The organism is Streptomyces abikoensis, from assembly GCF_014648775.1.
Taxonomy (GTDB): domain Bacteria; phylum Actinomycetota; class Actinomycetes; order Streptomycetales; family Streptomycetaceae; genus Streptomyces; species Streptomyces abikoensis.
The window spans coordinates 109,328-127,731 of sequence record NZ_BMRT01000009.1 but is presented as its reverse complement, the minus strand read 5'-3'; the positions used below and the strand labels follow the sequence as shown (position 1 = coordinate 127,731).

15 protein-coding genes, 1 tRNA gene and 1 pseudogene are annotated in these 18,404 nt (G+C 69.6%); 7 read left to right on the top strand and 10 right to left on the bottom strand.

The window, feature by feature from the left end:
* The first annotated feature begins 36 nt into the window (after nt 1–36).
* Complete coding sequence (locus IE096_RS25385) at nt 37–1,167, top strand: serine/threonine-protein kinase (protein ID WP_189455554.1); 1,131 nt, start codon at nt 37–39, stop codon at nt 1,165–1,167.
* 156 nt (nt 1,168–1,323) lie between these two features.
* Here the strand turns inward: IE096_RS25385 and IE096_RS25380 are convergent, their stop codons facing one another.
* The 10 genes from IE096_RS25380 to dnaA all read right to left on the bottom strand — a co-directional run bounded on the left by IE096_RS25380 (nt 1,324) and on the right by dnaA (nt 14,495).
* A complete protein-coding gene (locus IE096_RS25380) occupies nt 1,324–1,458 on the bottom strand; it encodes a DLW-39 family protein (RefSeq protein WP_208809277.1) in 135 nt (44 codons plus the stop codon).
* Between the two features lie 212 nt (nt 1,459–1,670).
* A tRNA-Ile gene (locus IE096_RS25375) sits at nt 1,671–1,744 on the bottom strand.
* Between the two features lie 77 nt (nt 1,745–1,821).
* A complete protein-coding gene (locus IE096_RS25370; protein ID WP_189455820.1) occupies nt 1,822–2,544 on the bottom strand; it encodes a DUF3566 domain-containing protein in 723 nt (240 codons plus the stop codon).
* A 213-nt stretch (nt 2,545–2,757) separates the two neighbouring features.
* On the bottom strand, nt 2,758–5,379 hold the full coding sequence (gene gyrA, locus IE096_RS25365; RefSeq protein ID WP_189455552.1) for a DNA gyrase subunit A: 2,622 nt from the start codon (nt 5,377–5,379) through the stop codon (nt 2,758–2,760).
* Between the two features lie 50 nt (nt 5,380–5,429).
* Entirely contained in the window at nt 5,430–7,481 is a 2,052-nt protein-coding gene (gene gyrB, locus IE096_RS25360) for a DNA topoisomerase (ATP-hydrolyzing) subunit B (RefSeq protein ID WP_189455550.1), read from the bottom strand.
* Between the two features lie 404 nt (nt 7,482–7,885).
* On the bottom strand, nt 7,886–8,443 hold the full coding sequence (locus IE096_RS25355; protein WP_189455548.1) for a DciA family protein: 558 nt from the start codon (nt 8,441–8,443) through the stop codon (nt 7,886–7,888).
* Nucleotides 8,440–9,564 carry a DNA replication/repair protein RecF gene (gene recF, locus IE096_RS25350; RefSeq protein ID WP_189455547.1) on the bottom strand — a complete coding sequence of 375 codons (1,125 nt, stop codon included), beginning with the start codon at nt 9,562–9,564 and terminating at the stop codon, nt 8,440–8,442. Before recF ends, IE096_RS25355 begins: the two co-directional genes overlap by 4 nt.
* Before the next feature lie 46 nt (nt 9,565–9,610).
* Nucleotides 9,611–10,489 carry a phosphogluconate dehydrogenase (NAD(+)-dependent, decarboxylating) gene (gene gnd, locus IE096_RS25345; RefSeq protein ID WP_189455545.1) on the bottom strand — a complete coding sequence of 293 codons (879 nt, stop codon included), beginning with the start codon at nt 10,487–10,489 and terminating at the stop codon, nt 9,611–9,613.
* A 189-nt stretch (nt 10,490–10,678) separates the two neighbouring features.
* Entirely contained in the window at nt 10,679–11,809 is a 1,131-nt protein-coding gene (gene dnaN, locus IE096_RS25340) for a DNA polymerase III subunit beta (RefSeq protein ID WP_189455543.1), read from the bottom strand.
* An 838-nt stretch (nt 11,810–12,647) separates the two neighbouring features.
* Nucleotides 12,648–14,495 (bottom strand): chromosomal replication initiator protein DnaA, encoded by a 1,848-nt coding sequence (gene dnaA, locus IE096_RS25335; RefSeq protein ID WP_189455541.1) that lies wholly within the window; start codon nt 14,493–14,495, stop codon nt 12,648–12,650.
* A gap of 420 nt (nt 14,496–14,915) precedes the next feature.
* On the opposite strand from dnaA, the gene rpmH reads away from it, so the two are divergent.
* From rpmH to rsmG, 6 genes and pseudogenes are all read left to right on the top strand, one after another.
* Nucleotides 14,916–15,053, top strand: coding sequence for a 50S ribosomal protein L34 (gene rpmH / locus IE096_RS25330; RefSeq protein WP_003949374.1), 138 nt, complete (start codon nt 14,916–14,918; stop codon nt 15,051–15,053).
* Between the two features lie 24 nt (nt 15,054–15,077).
* Nucleotides 15,078–15,446, top strand: a pseudogene (gene rnpA / locus IE096_RS25325) (ribonuclease P protein component); the annotation flags it as partial.
* Nucleotides 15,447–15,502: 56 nt separating this feature from the next.
* Complete coding sequence (gene yidD, locus IE096_RS25320) at nt 15,503–15,820, top strand: membrane protein insertion efficiency factor YidD (RefSeq protein WP_126915033.1); 318 nt, start codon at nt 15,503–15,505, stop codon at nt 15,818–15,820.
* A gap of 3 nt (nt 15,821–15,823) precedes the next feature.
* The gene (gene yidC, locus IE096_RS25315) at nt 15,824–16,918 is read left to right on the top strand and encodes a membrane protein insertase YidC (RefSeq protein ID WP_189455536.1); all 1,095 of its coding nucleotides are present in this window, start codon (nt 15,824–15,826) and stop codon (nt 16,916–16,918) included.
* Nucleotides 16,919–16,932: 14 nt separating this feature from the next.
* Nucleotides 16,933–17,442, top strand: a complete 510-nt coding sequence (locus tag IE096_RS25310) for a Jag family protein (protein WP_189455534.1) — start codon at nt 16,933–16,935, stop codon at nt 17,440–17,442.
* A gap of 130 nt (nt 17,443–17,572) precedes the next feature.
* A complete protein-coding gene (gene rsmG / locus IE096_RS25305) occupies nt 17,573–18,286 on the top strand; it encodes a 16S rRNA (guanine(527)-N(7))-methyltransferase RsmG (RefSeq protein ID WP_189455532.1) in 714 nt (237 codons plus the stop codon).
* Nucleotides 18,287–18,404: the final 118 nt, after the last annotated feature.

The following is an 18,404-nucleotide window of genomic DNA, read 5'->3' as shown; positions in this document are numbered from 1 at the left end:
CCGGCGCACGGCGGGGGCGGGGGTGACGCGCACGACATGGGTGAGCTCTTCGCTGGGCGGTACGAGCTGGTGGACCCGATCGGGCGGGGCGGGGCGGGCGCCGTCTGGCGGGCCTGGGACCAGCGGCGGAAGCGCTATGTGGCGGCGAAGGTGCTTCAGCAGAGCGACGCCCACACGCTGCTGAGGTTCGTCCGCGAGCAGGCGCTGCGCATCGATCATCCCCATGTGCTGGCGCCGATGAGCTGGGCGGCCGACGACGACAAGGTGCTGTTCACCATGGAGATGGTGGGCGGCGGCTCGCTCGCCCATCTCATCGGCGACTACGGGCCGTTGCCGGCGCATTTCGTCTGCGTATTGCTGGACCAGCTGCTGTCCGGGCTCGGCGCGGTGCACGCGGAAGGCGTCGTGCACCGGGACATCAAACCGGCCAACCTCCTTTTGGAAGCGACCGGTACGGGCCGCCCGCATTTACGGCTCTCGGATTTCGGGATCGCCATGCGCAAGGGCGAGCCGAGGCTCACGGACACCAACTTCGTCATGGGGACGCCGGGTTACTTCGCGCCGGAGCAAATGCTGGGCGAGGAACCGGACTTTCCCGCCGACCTCTTCGCCGTCGGGCTGGTGGCGCTCTATCTCCTCACGGGCCGGAAGCCGGACGCCGAGGCGCTGGTCGAGCTGTTCCCCGAGCAGGGGGTGCCGAGCGCTCCCCAGGAGGTGCCGGAGCCGCTCTGGGAGGTCGTCGCGAATCTGCTCCACCCCGATCCGTACGCCCGCTTCCGCACGGCCACGGGGGCGCGCAAGGCCCTCGCGGCGGCCGTGGAGCTGCTGGATCCGCCCGACGCCGACGAGGAGCGGATCGAGGTCTTCGACCAGCTGGGCCCGCTGCCGCCGGGCTTCGGCCCGGACGGGCCGGAGCACCGGCCGGCGCCGGAACCGCCGCGTCCCGCCTACCCGCCCACGCGCCCCTACACCGCCCCGCGGCCGCTTCCCCCGCCCGTTCCGCCGCCCCTGCCCCCGCCGCCCGCACAGGAGCCCTCCGTGGCGTCCTCGCGGGGCCCGCGACGGTCCTCCGGGCCACCGTCGAAGGTGGTCGTGCCGGTGCTGCTCGTGGCCCTGCTCAGCCTCGCGATCGGGGTGTGGGCGCTGATCGCCGGACAGGGCGGATGATCTTTACGTTCGCAATCATTTTATTTGCGTACGCAACCAAATCCTCGGTGCAAACGGCCGCGCAAACAGGCCGGGCCCGAACGCACGAACAGGGCCCCGGCCGCTTCCGCGGCCGGGGCCCTGCTGCAGTTCAGTTCGTGTCGCGGAACCGGCGACTCACACACCCGAACCCGAGGGAACGGAGTCGGTCGCCTCCGTCCACAGGTCCTGCTCGGCGCGATCCGCCTGGATCTGCCGGTACACGAGGAGCCCGCCGATGGCGGCCAGTGCGACCAGGAGCAGCTTCTTCACCGCGCGACCTCGTCTTTCCTTGACGTAAGGGAGCCTCTGGTGGCCGATGATACACACCGGCCGATACCGATCGGTGACCTGTGCCCGCTCCCCCGCCGGGGCCGCTCCGGCGCGCGCCCGGCGCCCGGGGCCGCCGGCGGCCGTACGGGGCAGCGTGAACTCCCAAAAGCGATCGGCCCGGACGGAGAATTCCGTCCGGGCCGATCGTACTGTGGGGCTAACAGGACTTGAACCTGTGGCCTCTTCCTTATCAGGGAAGCGCTCTAACCGTCTGAGCTATAGCCCCGCGCCTTGCGACACCGAAAGATTAGCGCACTTGGGGCCCAGTCCCAAAATCGCCCGGGCCCCGTGCCCCGGGAGACTCTATTCGTCCTCGGCGAGCGTCAGCTCAACACCGCCCACGAAACCGGCGGCGAGGTTGTAGACAAAGGCGGCCAGCGTGGCCAGGGCGGTCGCCAGCACAACGTCGACCACCGCGATGACGGTCGTGAAGAGCAGCACGTGCGGCAGCGAAAGGAACGACTCCAGGTCGAAGCCGCCGCCCTCGCCGGAGGCCGTGGCGTCGCTGACCGTGCCGCCGACGGCCTGGAAGACGCCCATCGCGTCCATGACCGACCACAGGACGGCCGCGGCCACGATCGTGCAGACGCCGAGGGCGACCGACAGCAGGAAGCTGACCTTCATCACCGACCACGGGTCGGCCTTCGCCACCCGCAGCCTGGCCTTGCGCGTACGCGGGCCCGTGGGGGCCGTACGGGCCGCCGGGCGCTGCGCGGAGGCCGGGTCCTGGCCGGCGGCACCCTCGGGCGACCGGGCGGGCCCGGGCACCTTGGCGGCCTTCGCGTCCTTGCCCGCCTTCGCGGCCTGACCGGCCGGGCCGGACTTGGCCGCCGGACCGGCCTGGGCGGACCGGGAGGGCTTCCCGTCCTTGGCGCCCTTGCCGTTCCTGGCCCCCTTGGCGGACCCGCCGGAGGCCTTGGCGGCCTCGGCGGCGGGCTCGGAGGCGGAATCGGAATCGGAGCGTTCGGCCGGAGGCTCGTACGCCTTCGGCGGGTGGTACGGCTGTGGACCTCGGGTCTCCGTCATGGTCTCCCCCTTGACTGCGGTCCTGGTGCCACCGGCCCGGGAGCCCGCGCCGTCCTTGCCGGCCGTGCCGGCCTTGTCGGCAGCGCCGTCTTCACCGGCCGTGCCGTCCGCGGCCGAGCCACGGGCCTCCGTGTCGGAGGGGACGGGTGGGGCGGCTTCCTGCCGCTCGGCGCCCGCACCGCTCTTGGCGGTGCCCGTGGCTCGACTCACGTATTACTCCTCGGTGTGCTCAGGCGTGGTGCCCTCGGCCGCCTCGGACCCGCCCTCGGCCGCGTCGGTCACCTCGTCGACACCCTCAGCCTCGCGACCGGCCTCGGCGTTCCGGGCGATGCCCACGACGGCATCGCGCTTGCCCAGGTTGATCAGTTGGACGCCCATGGTGTCACGGCCCGTCTCCCGGACTTCGGCGACCCGGGTGCGGATCACACCGCCGCCCAGCGTGATGGCCAGAATCTCGTCGCCCTCCTCGACCACCAGGGCGCCGACCAGGGAACCGCGGTCCTCCACGATCTTGGCGGCCTTGATGCCGAGGCCGCCACGGCCCTGGACGCGGTACTCGTCGACGTTGGTGCGCTTGGCGTACCCGCCGTCGGTGGCGGTGAAGACGAACGTACCGGGACGGACCACATTCATCGAGAGGAGCTCGTCACCCTCGCGGAAGCTCATGCCCTTGACACCGGAGGTGGCACGGCCCATCGGACGGAGGGTGTCGTCCGAAGCGGTGAAGCGGATGGACTGCGCCTTCTTGCTGATCAGCAGCAGGTCGTCCGTGGCGGAGACCAGCTCGGCGCCGATCAGCTCGTCCTCGACGCCACCGTCCGTCTCGCGGAGGTTGATGGCGATGACACCGCCGGAGCGCGGCGAGTCGTAGTCCTTCAGCGAGGTCTTCTTCACCAGGCCCGACTTGGTGGCCAGCACCAGGTAGGGCGCGGCCTCGTAGTCGCGGACGGCGAGGATCTGGGCGATCTTCTCGTCCGGCTGGAAGGCCAGCAGATTGGCCACGTGCTGACCGCGCGCGTCCCGGCCGGCGTCCGGCAGCTCGTACGCCTTGGCCCGGTAGACCCGGCCCTTGTTGGTGAAGAAGAGCAGCCAGTGGTGGGTGGTGGAGACGAAGAAGTGGTCGACGATGTCGTCTTCCTTCAGCTTCGTACCCCGCACGCCCTTGCCGCCGCGCTTCTGCGAGCGGTAGTCGTCGGTCTTGGTGCGCTTGACGTAGCCGCCACGCGTGATGGTGACGACGATGTCCTCCTCGGCGATCAGGTCCTCGATGGACATGTCGCCTTCGAAGGGCACCAGCTTGCTGCGCCGGTCCTCGCCGAACTTCTCGACGATCGCCGTCAGTTCGTCGCTGATGATGCCGCGCTGCCGCTCCGGCGAGGCCAGGATGGCGTTGTACTCGTTGATCTTCGCCTGGAGTTCGTCGTGCTCGGCGGTGATCTTCTGGCGCTCCAGGGCGGCCAGTCGGCGCAGCTGCATCTCGAGGATGGCGTTGGCCTGGACCTCGTCGATCCGCAGCAGGCCCATCAGGCCGGTGCGGGCGACGTCGACGGTGTCGCTGCGCCGGATGAGCGCGATGACCTCGTCGATGGCGTCCAGGGCCTTGAGCAGGCCGCGCAGGATGTGGGCGCGCTCCTCCGCCTTGCGCAGACGGAAGCGGGTGCGCCGGACGATGACCTCGATCTGGTGCGTCACCCAGTTGCGGATGAACGCGTCCAGCGAGAGGGTGCGCGGCACACCGTCGACCAGCGCCAGCATGTTCGCGCCGAAGTTGGTCTGGAGGTCGGTGTGCTTGTAGAGGTTGTTGAGGACGACCTTGGCGACCGCGTCCCGCTTGAGGACGATCACCAGGCGCTGGCCCGTGCGCGAGGAGGTCTCGTCACGGACGTCGGCGATGCCGCCGATCTTCCCGTCCTTCACCAGGTCGGCGATCTTCTGGGCGAGGTTGTCCGGGTTGACCTGGTAGGGCAGCTCGGTGACCACCAGGCACTGGCGGTTCTGGATCTCCTCGACCTCGACGACGGCGCGCATGGTGATCGAGCCGCGGCCGGTGCGGTAGGCCTCCTCGATGCCCTTGCGGCCCACCACGAGGGCGCCGGTCGGGAAGTCGGGGCCCTTGATCCGCTCGACGAGCGCGTCGAGCAGCTCCTCGGCGGAGGCCTCGGGGTTGGCCAGGAACCACTGGGCGCCCTCGGCCACCTCGCGCAGGTTGTGCGGCGGGATGTTGGTGGCCATGCCGACGGCGATACCGGCGGAACCGTTCACCAGCAGGTTGGGGATGCGCGACGGCAGGACCGTCGGCTCCTGGTTGCGGCCGTCGTAGTTGTCCTGGAAGTCGACGGTCTCCTCGTCGATGTCCCGGACCATCTCCATCGACAGCGGCGCCATCTTGCACTCGGTGTAGCGCATGGCGGCGGCCGGGTCGTTGCCCGGGGAGCCGAAGTTGCCGTTGGAGTCGACGAGCGGCATCCGCATGGCCCAGGGCTGGGCGAGGCGGACGAGCGCGTCGTAGATGGAGGCGTCGCCGTGCGGGTGGTACGTACCCATGACGTCACCGACGACACGGGCGCACTTGTAGAAGCCCTTCTCGGGCCGGTAGCCGCCGTCGTACATCGCGTAGAGCACCCGGCGGTGCACCGGCTTGAGGCCGTCGCGGACGTCGGGGAGCGCACGCGAGACGATGACGCTCATCGCGTAGTCGAGGTAGGAGCGCTGCATCTCCGTCTCGAGCCCGACGGGCTCGACGCGCATGCCCACGCCCTCCAGGGGCGCCGGGGCACCCTCGGGCGTGACCTCGGGGACGGGAGCGGTGGGAGTCTCAGGGGTCTCGTCGGCCATTGCTGTTCAAAGTCCTTTCGCGCTGCGGCTGTTTCGAGTGGCCGACAGGCTCAGATGTCGAGGAAGCGGACGTCCTTGGCGTTGCGCTGGATGAAGGAGCGCCGTGCCTCGACGTCCTCGCCCATGAGCACCGAGAACAGGTCGTCCGCCTGCGCGGCGTCGTCCAGCGTGACCTGGCCGAGCACCCGGTGGTCGACGTCCATGGTGGTGACGCGCAGCTCCTCGGCGTTCATCTCGCCGAGACCCTTGAAGCGCTGGACCGAGTCGTCCTTGATCCGCTTGCCGTTCTCCCGGCCCAGCTGGATCAGGGCGTCGCGCTCACGGTCGGAGTACGCGTACTCGAAGTCGTCCCTGCTCCACTTGATCTTGTACAGCGGGGGACGGGAGAGGTAGACGTGCCCGGCCTCGACCAGCGGACGCATAAAGCGGAAGAGGAAGGTGAGCAGCAGGGTGTTGATGTGCTGGCCGTCGACGTCGGCGTCCGCCATCAGGATGATCTTGTGATAGCGGAGCTTCGAGATGTCGAAGTCCTCGTGCACACCGGTGCCGAAGGCGGAGATCAGCGCCTGGATCTCGGTGTTCTGCAGGATCTTGTCGATCCGCGCCTTCTCGACGTTGAGGATCTTGCCTCGGATCGGGAGGATCGCCTGGTACTGCGGGTTGCGGCCGGACTTGGCCGAACCGCCGGCGGAGTCACCCTCGACGATGAAGATCTCGCACTTGGCCGGCTCGTTCGACTGGCAGTCGGAGAGCTTGCCCGGCAGCGACGCGGTCTCCAGCAGGCCCTTGCGGCGGGTCAGGTCGCGCGCCTTGCGGGCCGCCACCCGGGCGGTGGCCGCCTGGATGGACTTGCGGATGATGTCCGAGGCCTCGTTGGGGTTGCGGTCCAGCCAGTCCGTGAGCTGCTCGTGGACGACCTTCTGGACGAAGGTCTTGGCCTCGGTGTTGCCCAGCTTCGTCTTCGTCTGGCCCTCGAACTGCGGCTCGCCGAGCTTGACGGAGATGATCGCCGTCAGGCCCTCGCGGATGTCGTCGCCCGTGAGGTTGTCGTCCTTCTCGCGGAGCAGCTTCTTGTCGCGCGCGTAGCGGTTGATCAGACCGGTGAGCGCCGCGCGGAAGCCCTCCTCGTGGGTGCCGCCCTCATGGGTGTGGATGGTGTTGGCGAAGCTGTAGACACCCTCGCTGTACTGGGTGTTCCACTGCATCGACACCTCGAGGGAGAGCATCCGCTCCTTGTCCTCGGCCTCGAAGGCGATCACCGAGGGGTGAACGACCTCGCCCTTGCGGGAGTTGAGGTAGCGGACGAAGTCGGAGATGCCGCCCTCGTAGTGGTAGCGGACGGAGAGGGGCTTGCCCTCCTCGTCCACGTGGGCCGGGCGCTCGTCGGTCAGCGAGATGGTCAGGCCCTTGTTGAGGAAGGCCATCTCCTGGAAGCGCCGCGAGAGCGTCTCGAAGGAGTACTCGGTGGTCTCGAAGATGTCGCCGTCGGCCCAGAAGGTGACGGACGTGCCGGTCTCGTCGGTCGGCTCGTTCTTCTGCAGCGGGGCGGTCGGGACGCCGAGCTTGTAGTCCTGCGTCCAGTGGTAGCCGTCGGTCTTGACCTCGACCGCGACGCGCGTGGACAGGGCGTTGACGACGGAGACGCCGACGCCGTGGAGACCGCCGGAGACGGCGTAGCCGCCGCCGCCGAACTTGCCGCCCGCGTGGAGCACGGTCAGGACGACCTCGACGGCGGGCTTGCCCTCGGAGGGGACGATGCCGACCGGGATGCCACGGCCGTTGTCGACGACGCGGACGCCGCCGTCGGACAGGATCGTCACGTCGATGGTGTCCGCGTGACCGGCGAGGGCCTCGTCGACGGAGTTGTCGACGACCTCGTAGACGAGGTGGTGGAGACCGCGCTCGCCGGTGGAACCGATGTACATGCCGGGCCGCTTGCGGACCGCGTCCAGGCCCTCCAGCACGGTGATCGCACTGGCGTCGTACGACGTCTCACCGCCACCGCCAGGGGCGCCGGACCCGGCGCCCACGGCCTCGGAGGGGGTGGTGTTCTCGTTGGGGTTGCCGGAATCGGCCACGAAGCGCCCTTTCTGGCACAGCACAAGCCATCCCCTGCCGCGGCGGGGGTTCCCGGGGCAAGGCAGGAGCGGCTGCGTCGTTCAGTGTCGGTCAGTATGAGTCGGCGATCCCCGCGATCCGGCGGGATTACTACCAGTGTACCGGTGGCGCTGACATGAATGGGGGTTTGCCGGTGCCTGAGTCCTCTTGTGGCGCCCTGAACCGGCATCAGCCGACTCCCCATATGCGGCCCCGGCCTCCAAGAGGCTCACAGGGGCACTCAGCGCTTCGGCCCGGCTTCACGCTGTCAACCGCCCGTTACCGTGCGCCGAGTGCCCACCGGTCCCGGGCGTCACGCGAGCCCGTCACCCGTCCCGGCCCGGCTTCCACGCGGCCGTCACCAGGGCTCGCGACCTGGGAGAACCTTTGACCAACCATGACCCGGGGATCATCCGTAGGTGTCGCCGGGGCCGGTGCTCCCGGGGGCGCGCAACGGCCCGTACCGGCGCCCGGGGCCGCCCGGCCCCAGCACCTTGATCGTCTTCACCGTGCCCTGGCCCAGGTCGTCGTTGAGCCGGGCCACCAGCGTGGGCGCGAGCATCCGCAGCTGGGTCGCCCAGGCCGTCGAGTCGCACTGCACCGTGAGCACCCGCGCGTCCTCGTCGTACTTCTGCGGCTCGCAGTGCAGCGCCAGCTGCTCCCCCACGATCTGCGGCCAGCGGCCCATCACCCCGCCGACCGCCGCGGGCGTCTCCCAGCCCCGCTCGGTGATCAGCCGGTTGATCGCGGCGCCCAGCGGCAGCGGATCGCGCCCGTCGGCGCGCGCCCCGGAGCGCAGCCCACCACCACGGCGGGCCTGCTTCTTCTGCTGCGCCGCCGCGCCCCGCGCCCGGGCCTGCTCCTTGGCGGCCCGCAGCGCCACGCGCGCCAGATCCACACCCGAGGGCTCCGGGGTCTTCCCCCGGTCCCCCGGGCCGTGGTCCCGGTGGCCGGCCGGCGTGCTCATACGCGCTCGACCCCGCCCCGCTCGACCGCGAAACGGGCACCGGTGAGGACACCGGGCACATCGTCGTCCACGGCCGCCGTCACCAGGACCTGCTCGCCCGGAGCGACCAGCTCCGCCAGCCGTTCCCGCCGTCTGGCGTCCAGTTCGGCGAAGACGTCGTCGAGCACGAGCACCGGCTCGTCGCCCTCCGCGCGCAGCAGCTCGTACGAGGCCAGGCGCAGCGCCAGCGCGTACGACCAGGACTCGCCGTGGCTCGCGTACCCCTTGGCGGGCAGCTCGCCCAGGCGCAGCAGCAGCTCGTCGCGGTGGGGGCCGACGAGCGTCACGCCGCGCTCGATCTCCTGCTTGCGGGCCTCGGCGAGGGCGGCGAGCAGCGCCTCGTAGAGCTCCTCGCGGGTGTGGGCGCCCTCGATGCCGGCCGGGCCGCGGTAGTCGAAGGAGACGGGGCCGCCGCCGGGCGCCAGCTGCTCGTAGGCCTTGTCGGCCAGCGGGCGCAGGGTGGCTATCAGGTCGAGCCGCCGGGCGAGCAGCTCCGCGCCGGCGCGGGCCAGGTGCTGGTCCCAGATGTCGAGGGTGGAGAGGTCCAGCTGGCGGCCGCCGTGGCGGCGGGCCATCGCGGCGGACTTCAGGAGGGTGTTGCGCTGCTTGAGGACGCGCTCGTAGTCGGAGCGCACGCCCGCCATCCGGGGGGAGCGCGCGGTGATCAGCTCGTCGAGGAAGCGGCGGCGCTCGCCGGGGTCGCCCTTGACCAGCGCCAGGTCCTCGGGGGCGAACAGCACGGTGCGCACGATGCCCAGCACGTCGCGCGGTCTGACCTGGGAGGAACGATTGATCCGGGCCCGGTTGGCCTTGCCCGGGTTGAGCTCCAGCTCGACGAGCTGCTGGCGCTCGCCCTGGACGACGGCGGCGCGGATGATCGCCCGGTCGGCGCCCATCCGCACCAGCGGCGCGTCCGAGGAGACCCGGTGGCTGCCGAGGGTGGCCAGATAGCCGACGGCCTCGACGAGATTGGTCTTGCCCTGGCCGTTGGGGCCCACGAAGGCCGTGACGCCCGGTTCGAGCGGGACCTCGGCCCGGGCGTACGAGCGGAAGTCGGCCAGCGACAGATGCGAGACGTGCATGGTTGCGTGCCGACCTCCCCCGGCTGCTGGGTGTTGCTTCTCGGTTCTACTTCTTGGTCTCGACCGCGTGGCCACCGAACTGGTTGCGCAGCGCGGCGATCATCTTCATCTGCGGGGAGTCCTCCTGGCGCGAGGCGAAGCGCGCGAAGAGGGAGGCCGTGATCGCGGGCAGCGGCACGGCGTTGTCGATGGCGGCCTCGACCGTCCAGCGGCCCTCGCCGGAGTCGGCCGCGTAGCCGCGCAGCTTCTCGAGGTGCTCGTCCTGGTCGAGGGCGTTGACGGCCAGGTCCAGCAGCCAGGAGCGGATGACCGTGCCCTCCTGCCAGCTGCGGAAGACCTCGCGCACGTCGGTGACGGAGTCGACCTTCTCCAGGAGCTCCCAGCCCTCGGCGTAGGCCTGCATCATCGCGTACTCGATGCCGTTGTGGACCATCTTGGCGAAGTGGCCGGCGCCGACCTTGCCCGCGTGGACGGAGCCGAAGTCGCCCTCGGGCTTGAGCGCGTCGAAGACCGGCTGGACCTTCGCGACGTCCTCGGCGGAGCCGCCGTACATCAGCGCGTAGCCGTTCTCCAGGCCCCAGACGCCGCCGGAGACACCGCAGTCGACGAAGCCGATGCCCTTGGCCGCCAGCTCCTCGGCGTGCTTCTCGTCGTCGGTCCAACGGGAGTTGCCGCCGTCGACGACGATGTCGCCGGGGGAGAGCAGCTCGGCGAGCTCGTCGATCGTGGACTGGGTAGCGGCACCGGCCGGGACCATGACCCATACGACGCGCGGGCCCTGGAGGGAATCCACAAGCTCCTTCAGGCTGTGGACATCCGCCAGGTCCGGGTTGCGGTCGTATCCGATGACGGTGTGGCCTGCGCGGCGGATACGCTCGCGCATATTGCCGCCCATCTTGCCGAGACCGACGAGACCGAGCTCCATGGGTGATCCTCTTTGCCGTAGTCGTGCGGGTCGTACCAGGGGTACGTGCTTCGAGCCTACGCCTGGGATTGGACGCACACCTGTGGGGACGTGGCGCTCAAACGGGTCCCCGTAAGGGGCGCGGGGAACTGCGCGACAAGCCACAGACGGCTCGCAGCCGAAAAACCGGCCGCGAGCCGTCGCTCACCGTCAGCCGGAAAGACGAACCGGCATGATCAGGTACTTGTAGGCCTCGTCCGCCTCGGCATCCATCGCCGGCTTGCCGCTGAGCAGCGCCGGCTTGGTGGACGTGGTGAAGGACAGCTGCGCCACCGGCGAGTCGATCGCCGAGAGACCCTCCAGCAGGAAGCCGGGGTTGAAGGCGATCGAGATGTCGTCGCCGTCCAGCTGGGCGTCGACCCTTTCCACAGCCTGTGCGTCGTCGCTGGAACCGGCCTCCAGGATCAGCACGCCCTGCTCGAAGCTCAGCCGCACCGGGGTGTTCCGCTCGGCGACGAGAGCCACGCGCTTGACGGCCTCGACGAACGGCGCCGTCTCGATCACGGCGACCGAGTTGAACTCGGTCGGGAAGAGCGTGCGGTACTTCGGCAGGTCGCCCTCGAGCAGCCGCGTGGTCGTACGGCGGCCGGCGCCCTCGAAGCCGATGAGGCCCTCACCGGCGCCGGAGCCGCTGAGCGCGATCGAGACCGTGTCGCCGCCGCTGAGGGACTTCGCGGTGTCCAGCAGGGTCTTGGCGGGCACCAGGGCGACCGCGGAGATGTCCGGGGTCTCCGGCTTCCACATGAACTCACGGACCGCGAAGCGGTAGCGGTCGGTGGAGGCCAGGGTGACCGTGTCGCCCTCGATCTCGATGCGCACACCGGTGAGCACCGGCAGCGTGTCGTCGCGACCGGCGGCGATGGCGACCTGGGCGGCGGCCGAGGCGAAGACCTCCGCCGGGACGGTGCCCGTGGCCGTCGGCATCTGCGGCAGCGCCGGGTATTCCTCCACAGGCAGGGTGTGGAGTGTGAATCGCGAGGAGCCGCAGACCACGGTCACACGCACACCGTCGGTGGAGATTTCCACAGGCCTGTTGGGAAGTGCGCGGCAGATGTCGGCGAGCAGCCGGCCGGAGACGAGGACGGTGCCGTCCTCCTCCACATCCGCCTCGACCGAGACGCGGGCCGAGACCTCGTAGTCGAAGCCGGAGAGGCTCAGCGAACCGTCCTCGGCCTTCAGCAGCAGGCCCGCGAGGACCGGCACCGGCGGACGGGCCGGGAGGCTGCGGGCCGCCCAGGCCACTGCCTCCGCGAGTACATCGCGCTCCACCCGGATCTTCACCGGAACCGCCTCCTGCTTGTTGCTGGCTCGCCCTGCTGGCTTCTTCCTCGGCGACTGGCGCCGGAGAACAGTCTGACGTACGCCGCTGACAGTCGGCGCTGCCGGCGGTCAAATCGAGATCCGGGGCGTGGCGCGGCGCGAGGCCGAGTCATCCACAGCACCCACTTCGAAACGAGTTCCCCGCTAGATCTCTGTGGTCGTAGTAGTAGGGGCTGTGGAAACCGTGGAAAACTTCCTTTGCCCAGGTCAGGACCGATTTTTTGTCCACCGGGCCTGTGGGTGGCGGGGGTGGAAAACCGGGGTGGTCTGTGGAACGCGAAAAGTTCTGCACACCCGGTGCACAGGCGGGGCGCACTTCTCCCCAGGGCTGTCCCCAGCTTTACCCCGGTTGCCCACAGCCCAACCCGGCACCTGGGTGTGATGGCTTTCACTCGGTGCGGTGAGAGCGGGCGTTTCGTTGCCGAACAGTGGACAGCGGTGTGGAAAGGCTGTGTATAACACCGGTCCGCCTGTGGGTTGCCGGTGGACAACTTCGAGGGCGGCTGTGGACGCTCCGGCTGTCCACAGGCTGTGGAACGGGGTTTGCCACAAATCCACACCCGGCTGACCTCGCCTGATGGCATATCAACAGCCTGGTCTGTGGACACCGTATGGATAACTTCGCGGTCCCCAGGGTGTGGATCGTGGACAGAGCCCGAATCTGTGGAGAACCGGCAGGTCAGAGGCAGGATTCGAACATGCTGGGGACGGTGGGCGCCAACTTCGCCGGCCCCGGGAACGCCGAAGGGCGCCCCGGGAAGCGTCCCGAAGCGCCCTGGAACCGCCCTCGCGGGCGGCCTCAGCCGTTCTTGATGCGGTTCGTCAGCTCGGTCACCTGGTTGTAGATCGAGCGCCGCTCGGCCATCAGCGCGCGGATCTTCCGGTCCGCGTGCATCACGGTCGTGTGGTCACGGCCGCCGAACTGCGCGCCGATCTTCGGCAGCGAGAGGTCCGTGAGCTCCCGGCACAGGTACATGGCGATCTGCCGGGCCGTCACCAGCACCCGGCTGCGCGAGGCCCCGCACAGGTCCTCCACGGTGTGCCCGAAGTAGTCGGCGGTCGCCGCCATGATGGCCGTCGCGGTGATCTCCGGCGAGGCGTCCTCGCCCCCGGGAATCAGGTCCTTGAGGACGATCTCGGTCAGGCCCAGGTCCACCGGCTGCCGGTTCAGGCTGGCGAAGGCCGTCACCCGGATCAGCGCGCCCTCCAGCTCACGGATGTTCCGCGAGATCCGGGACGCGATGAACTCCAGCACCTCCGGCGGGGCGTTCAGCTGCTCCTGGACCGCCTTCTTCCGGAGGATCGCGATGCGCGTCTCCAGTTCCGGCGGCTGGACGTCCGTGATCAGGCCCCACTCGAAGCGGTTCCGCAGCCGGTCCTCCAGGGTCACCAGCTGCTTGGGCGGCCGGTCCGAGGACAGCACGATCTGCTTGTTCGCGTTGTGGAGGGTGTTGAACGTGTGGAAGAACTCCTCCTGCGTCGACTCCTTGCTCGCGAGGAACTGGATGTCGTCGACCAGCAGGATGTCCATGTCGCGGTAGCGCTTGCGGAACGCGTCCGCCTTGCCGTCGCGGATGGAGTTGATGAACTCGTTGGTGAACTCCTCGGAGCTCACGTAGCGCACCCGCGTGCCCGGGTAGAGGCTGCGCGCGTAGTGCCCGATGGCGTGCAGCAGGTGGGTCTTGCCGAGCCCGGACTCCCCGTAGATGAACAGGGGGTTGTACGCCTTGGCCGGCGCCTCGGCCACCGCCACGGCGGCCGCGTGGGCGAACCGGTTGGACGCGCCGATGACGAACGTGTCGAAGAGGTACTTCGGGTTCAGCCGCGCCGTCGGCTCGGCCGCTCCCGTGCCCGCCGAGGACGACGAGGACGACGAGGAGGACCCGGAGCCGGACCCGGAGGGCGCCGGGACGGCCGACGGCGACGGCCGGTCGGCGGGACGGCCGACGGCGCCCGTGTCGGGCAGCTCACGGCGCTGCGGCTCGTACGGCGCGCGCTCGGGCCGCTCCGGGGAGCGGTACTCGGGCTGCTGCTCGTACTGCGAGGCGTAGGGGTCCCGGTCACCCTCGGTGTACGAGCCGAGGCGGGGCTGCTGCCAGCCGTAGTCGCCGCGGTCGCCCCGGTCGCCGCCGTGGGGGCCGGACGGCGCCGAGTGGCGCGGCCAGGCGCCCGGGGGCTCGCTGCGGGGCTGCTGGTAGTCGGGGTAGGCGGGGCGCACGGTCGGCAGCTCGTCGCCCGGACGGGCGCCGTAGCCGCCGTGGCCCTCATAGCCCTCGAACGTGTCACGGCCCTGGCCCGGGCCGTGCGGCCGGGGACGCTCGGGCTGCTGATGGCGCTCGGGCTGCTGGGGGGCCTGGGCCGGGGGCTCGCCGGCGGAGTCGTCGACGGTGATCGCGATCCGGATGGGGCGGCCGCACTCACGGCTCAGGGTCTCGCTGACGATCGGGGCGAGCCGGCCCTCGAGGACGCCCTTGGCGAACTCGTTGGGCACCGCCAGCAGGGCGGTGTCGGCCACCAGCGCCAACGGCTGGCAGCGCTTGATCCAGTGCTCGTCCTTGCTTTCCACGCCCTGACCACGCCCCTCACCGAGGAGCTGTTCGAGCACGCGCGGCCACACTGCGGCAAGATCGGCGGGCAGGTCAGCCACAGGGCACGCTCTCTCAGTCACGGGGGGTGCCCCGGAGTCCCACGAATGTGTGGTTCTCGGGACGGGCGGGAAGGATTCGGAGTTCAGCCACGGTAGTCAGGGCGAGGCACGTGGTTCAAGTCGTTGTCCACAGGGTGTGTACAAATGTGCCATGAGGTGTCGCCTGGCGTCTTCCCGGCGTCGGAGAGGCTACGGTGGAGCCTGGGTGCGCTGCCGGTTTGACCGAATGGCGTAACCACGCGTACCGTGACCAGGTCGAGTTGTCGATGGCTGCTGCCGCCTGCCTCCGATGGGCAAAGATCACGGACTTCGGGTCCGGGATTATGAAGCGGTGCACTTGGGCGTATTGCGAGTCTCCTCGTGGGCGCACGGTGACAGCCAGGCGATGTCCCGCCATCAATTCATTTCTGGAGTCCCCGAGTGAGCAAGCGCACCTTCCAGCCGAACAACCGCCGTCGCGCGAAGACCCACGGCTTCCGCCTGCGCATGCGCACCCGTGCCGGCCGCGCGATCCTCGCGTCCCGCCGTGGCAAGGGTCGCGCTCGCCTGTCGGCCTGACCAGCCTGACGTCGAGGTCCTGACGTGCTGCCTTCCGAGTCTCGGCTGAGGCGGCGCGAGGATTTCGCGGCCGCGGTTCGCCGAGGACGCAGGGCAGGCCGCCCGCTCCTCGTCGTCCACCTACGCAGCGGTAACACGGACCCGCACGTGCCCGGGGGGATTGCCCCCTCGGCACGTGCGGGTTTCGTCGTGAGCAAGGCCGTGGGCGGGGCCGTCGTCCGCAATCTGGTCAAGCGGCGATTGCGCCACCTGGTGCGGGACCGGCTGGATCGGCTCCCCGCCGGTAGCCTGGTGGTGGTGCGAGCCCTGCCCGGCGCGGGCGAGGCGGGTCACGATCAATTGGCCCGTGATCTCGACGCCGCGCTGGAGCGGCTCCTGGGAGGGGCGCCGCGAAGCAATCCCCCGGGGGGTGACCCCCGGAGTCCCGGTCACCCGGGAGGGAGCGCACAGTGAAGTACCCGCTGCTCTGGTTGATCAAGATCTACCAGTGGACCATCAGCCCCCTGCTGGGCCCGGTCTGCAAGTACTACCCGTCTTGCTCGCACTACGGCTACACCGCGATCGACAGGCACGGTGCGGTCAAAGGAACAGTGCTGACGGCCTGGCGCATCCTGCGCTGCAACCCGTGGTCGCTCGGTGGCGTCGACCACGTCCCTCCCCGGAAGCGTCCGGTCTGGCACCAGCGGCTGAGGAGCCGACTGGGCGGGCACCCCACCACGGGGCCCACCGCACAGCCCGAGACCCAGTCCAACGCCCAAGGAGCCTGATTCGTGGACACGATCCTCGGTCCCCTCTATTACGTTGTCTCCTGGATCATCGTCCAGTTCCACGCGTTCTACAGCTTGATCTTCAACAAGGACAGCGGCTGGGCGTGGGGTCTGTCGATCGTCTCGCTGGTGGTGCTGATCCGCATCTGCCTGATCCCGCTCTTCGTGAAGCAGATCAAGGCCACGCGGAACATGCAGGCGCTCCAGCCGAAGATGAAGGCGATCCAGGAGCGCTACAAGAGCGACAAGCAGCGCCAGTCCGAAGAGATGATGAAGCTCTACAAGGAGACGGGCACCAACCCGCTCTCGAGCTGTCTCCCGATCCTGGCCCAGTCGCCCTTCTTCATCTCGCTGTACCAGGTCCTGAACCACATCGCGCAGGGCAAGGTCGTCGGCGTCATCGACCAGTCGCTGCTGGAGAGCGCCCGGCACGCGCACATCTTCGGTGCCCCGTTGTCGGTGAAGTTCATGGACTCCGCGTCCAAGGTCGAGTCCTTGGGTGCCAGCCTGACCGACGTCCGGGTCGTCACGGTCATCATGATCGTCCTGATGTCGCTGTCGCAGTTCTACACGCAGCGCCAGCTGATGACGAAGAACGTCGACCTCACGGTGAAGACGCCGTTCATGCAGCAGCAGAAGATGCTGATGTACGTCTTCCCGATCATGTTCGCCGTCTTCGGTATCAACTTCCCGGTCGGTGTCCTCGTCTACTGGCTGACCACCAACGTGTGGACCCTGGGCCAGCAGATGTTCGTCATCCGGCGCAACCCCACCCCCGGCAGCCTCGCCTTCCAGCAGCGCCAGGAGCGCCTGCGGGCCAAGGGCAAGCTGAAGGAGGACCCGGCGCAGGTCGAGGCGCGTGAGGCGGCCGAGTCCGCCCGTGCGGCCCGCCAGCAGCCGAAGCGCCAGACGAAGGCCAAGCGCCAGACCGGCGGCGCGGGCCACTCCGTCGCCTCCTCCGGCAAGACGACGCTGGAGAAGCAGGACCAGGAGTCCGGCGAGACCAAGGCCAAGCAGGCCGGCGGTGCCGCCCGCGGTGCCAAGTCCGGACAGCGCAAGGGCGGCCCGCAGCGCCCCAAGCACCCGACCAAGAAGTGACGAAGGAGTCCCCCGTGACGGACACGGAGCGCCAGACCGCCGAGGGCACCGACACCCTGTCCCGCCTTGAGCAGGAGGGTGAGATCGCGGCCGACTACCTCGAGGGTCTGCTCGACATCGCCGACCTGGACGGCGACATCGACATGGACGTCGAGGCCGACCGCGCCTCGGTTTCGATCATCAGCGACTCCACCAGCCGTGACCTCCAGAAGCTGGTCGGCCGGGACGGCGAGGTCCTGGAGGCCCTCCAGGAGCTCACCCGTCTCGCGGTCAACCGGGAGACCGGTGACCGCAGCCGGCTGATGCTCGACATCGCCGGCTTCCGGGCCCGTAAGCGCGAGGAGCTGGCCGGGCTGGGCGCCCAGGCCGCCCAGGAGGCCAAGAGCACCGGTCAGCCGGTCAAGCTGGACCCGATGACCCCCTTCGAGCGCAAGGTCGTCCACGACGCCGTCGCCGCCGCCGGTCTCCGCAGCGAGTCCGAGGGCGAGGAGCCCCAGCGTCGCGTGGTCGTTCTGCCCGCCTGACCTGTCCCACGTCCAGGTGTGTACGGCCCCGTCTGCTCGCAGACGGGGCCGATCCTTGTCAGCCTGATATTCAGGCTCCGAATATTCACCATCAACGTTCGTCGATGTTTGTACGGAAGGACGGTTCCCCGTGGAAGAGGCAGCGGAGCTCCCCCCGGCGCCCGCGGCGGCGCGGGCTGTTTTCGGTGACCGCTTTCCGGAGGCCGTCCGCTACGCGGAGCTGCTCGCGGACGCGGGCGTCAAGCGCGGGCTGATCGGTCCCCGTGAGGTCCCGCGACTGTGGGAACGCCATCTGCTGAACTGCGCGGTGCTGGCCGAGGCCGTGCCGGACGGCGTCTCCGTGTGCGACGTCGGCTCGGGTGCCGGGCTGCCCGGCATCCCTCTGGCCCTGGTCCGGCCGGACCTCCAGATCACCCTGCTGGAGCCGCTGCTGCGCCGCACCACGTTCCTCCAGGAGGTCGTGGAGCTGCTGGGCCTGGACCACGTCACGGTGGTCCGCGGGCGCGCCGAGGAGATGCTCGGGAAGATCGACCCCGTGCATGTCGTCACCGCGCGGGCCGTGGCCCCGCTGGACCGGCTCGCGGGCTGGGGCGTGCCGCTGCTGCGTCCCTACGGCGAGATGCTGGCGCTCAAGGGCGACACGGCCGAGGAAGAGCTCAAGGCCGCCCGTGCCGCGCTGGGCAAGCTGGGCGTCGTCAAGACGTCGGTGCTCCATGTCGGCGAGGGAGTGGTCGACCCGCTGTCGACGCTGGTGCGGGTCGAGGTCGGGGAGAGCCCCGGTGGCGTGCGCTTCGCCGCCAAGCGGGCGAAGGCGGCCCGGGCCACCCGGGCGCGCCGTCGCTGATGCTCCATACAAGCTGGCAAAACTACCCGTAGCGGAGTGTCGCGGCGCGGCGACGGTGAGTGCCATGCATCGTGTTTCACGTGAAACATCGCTCCCTGCTGCATGGAATCATCGGCCG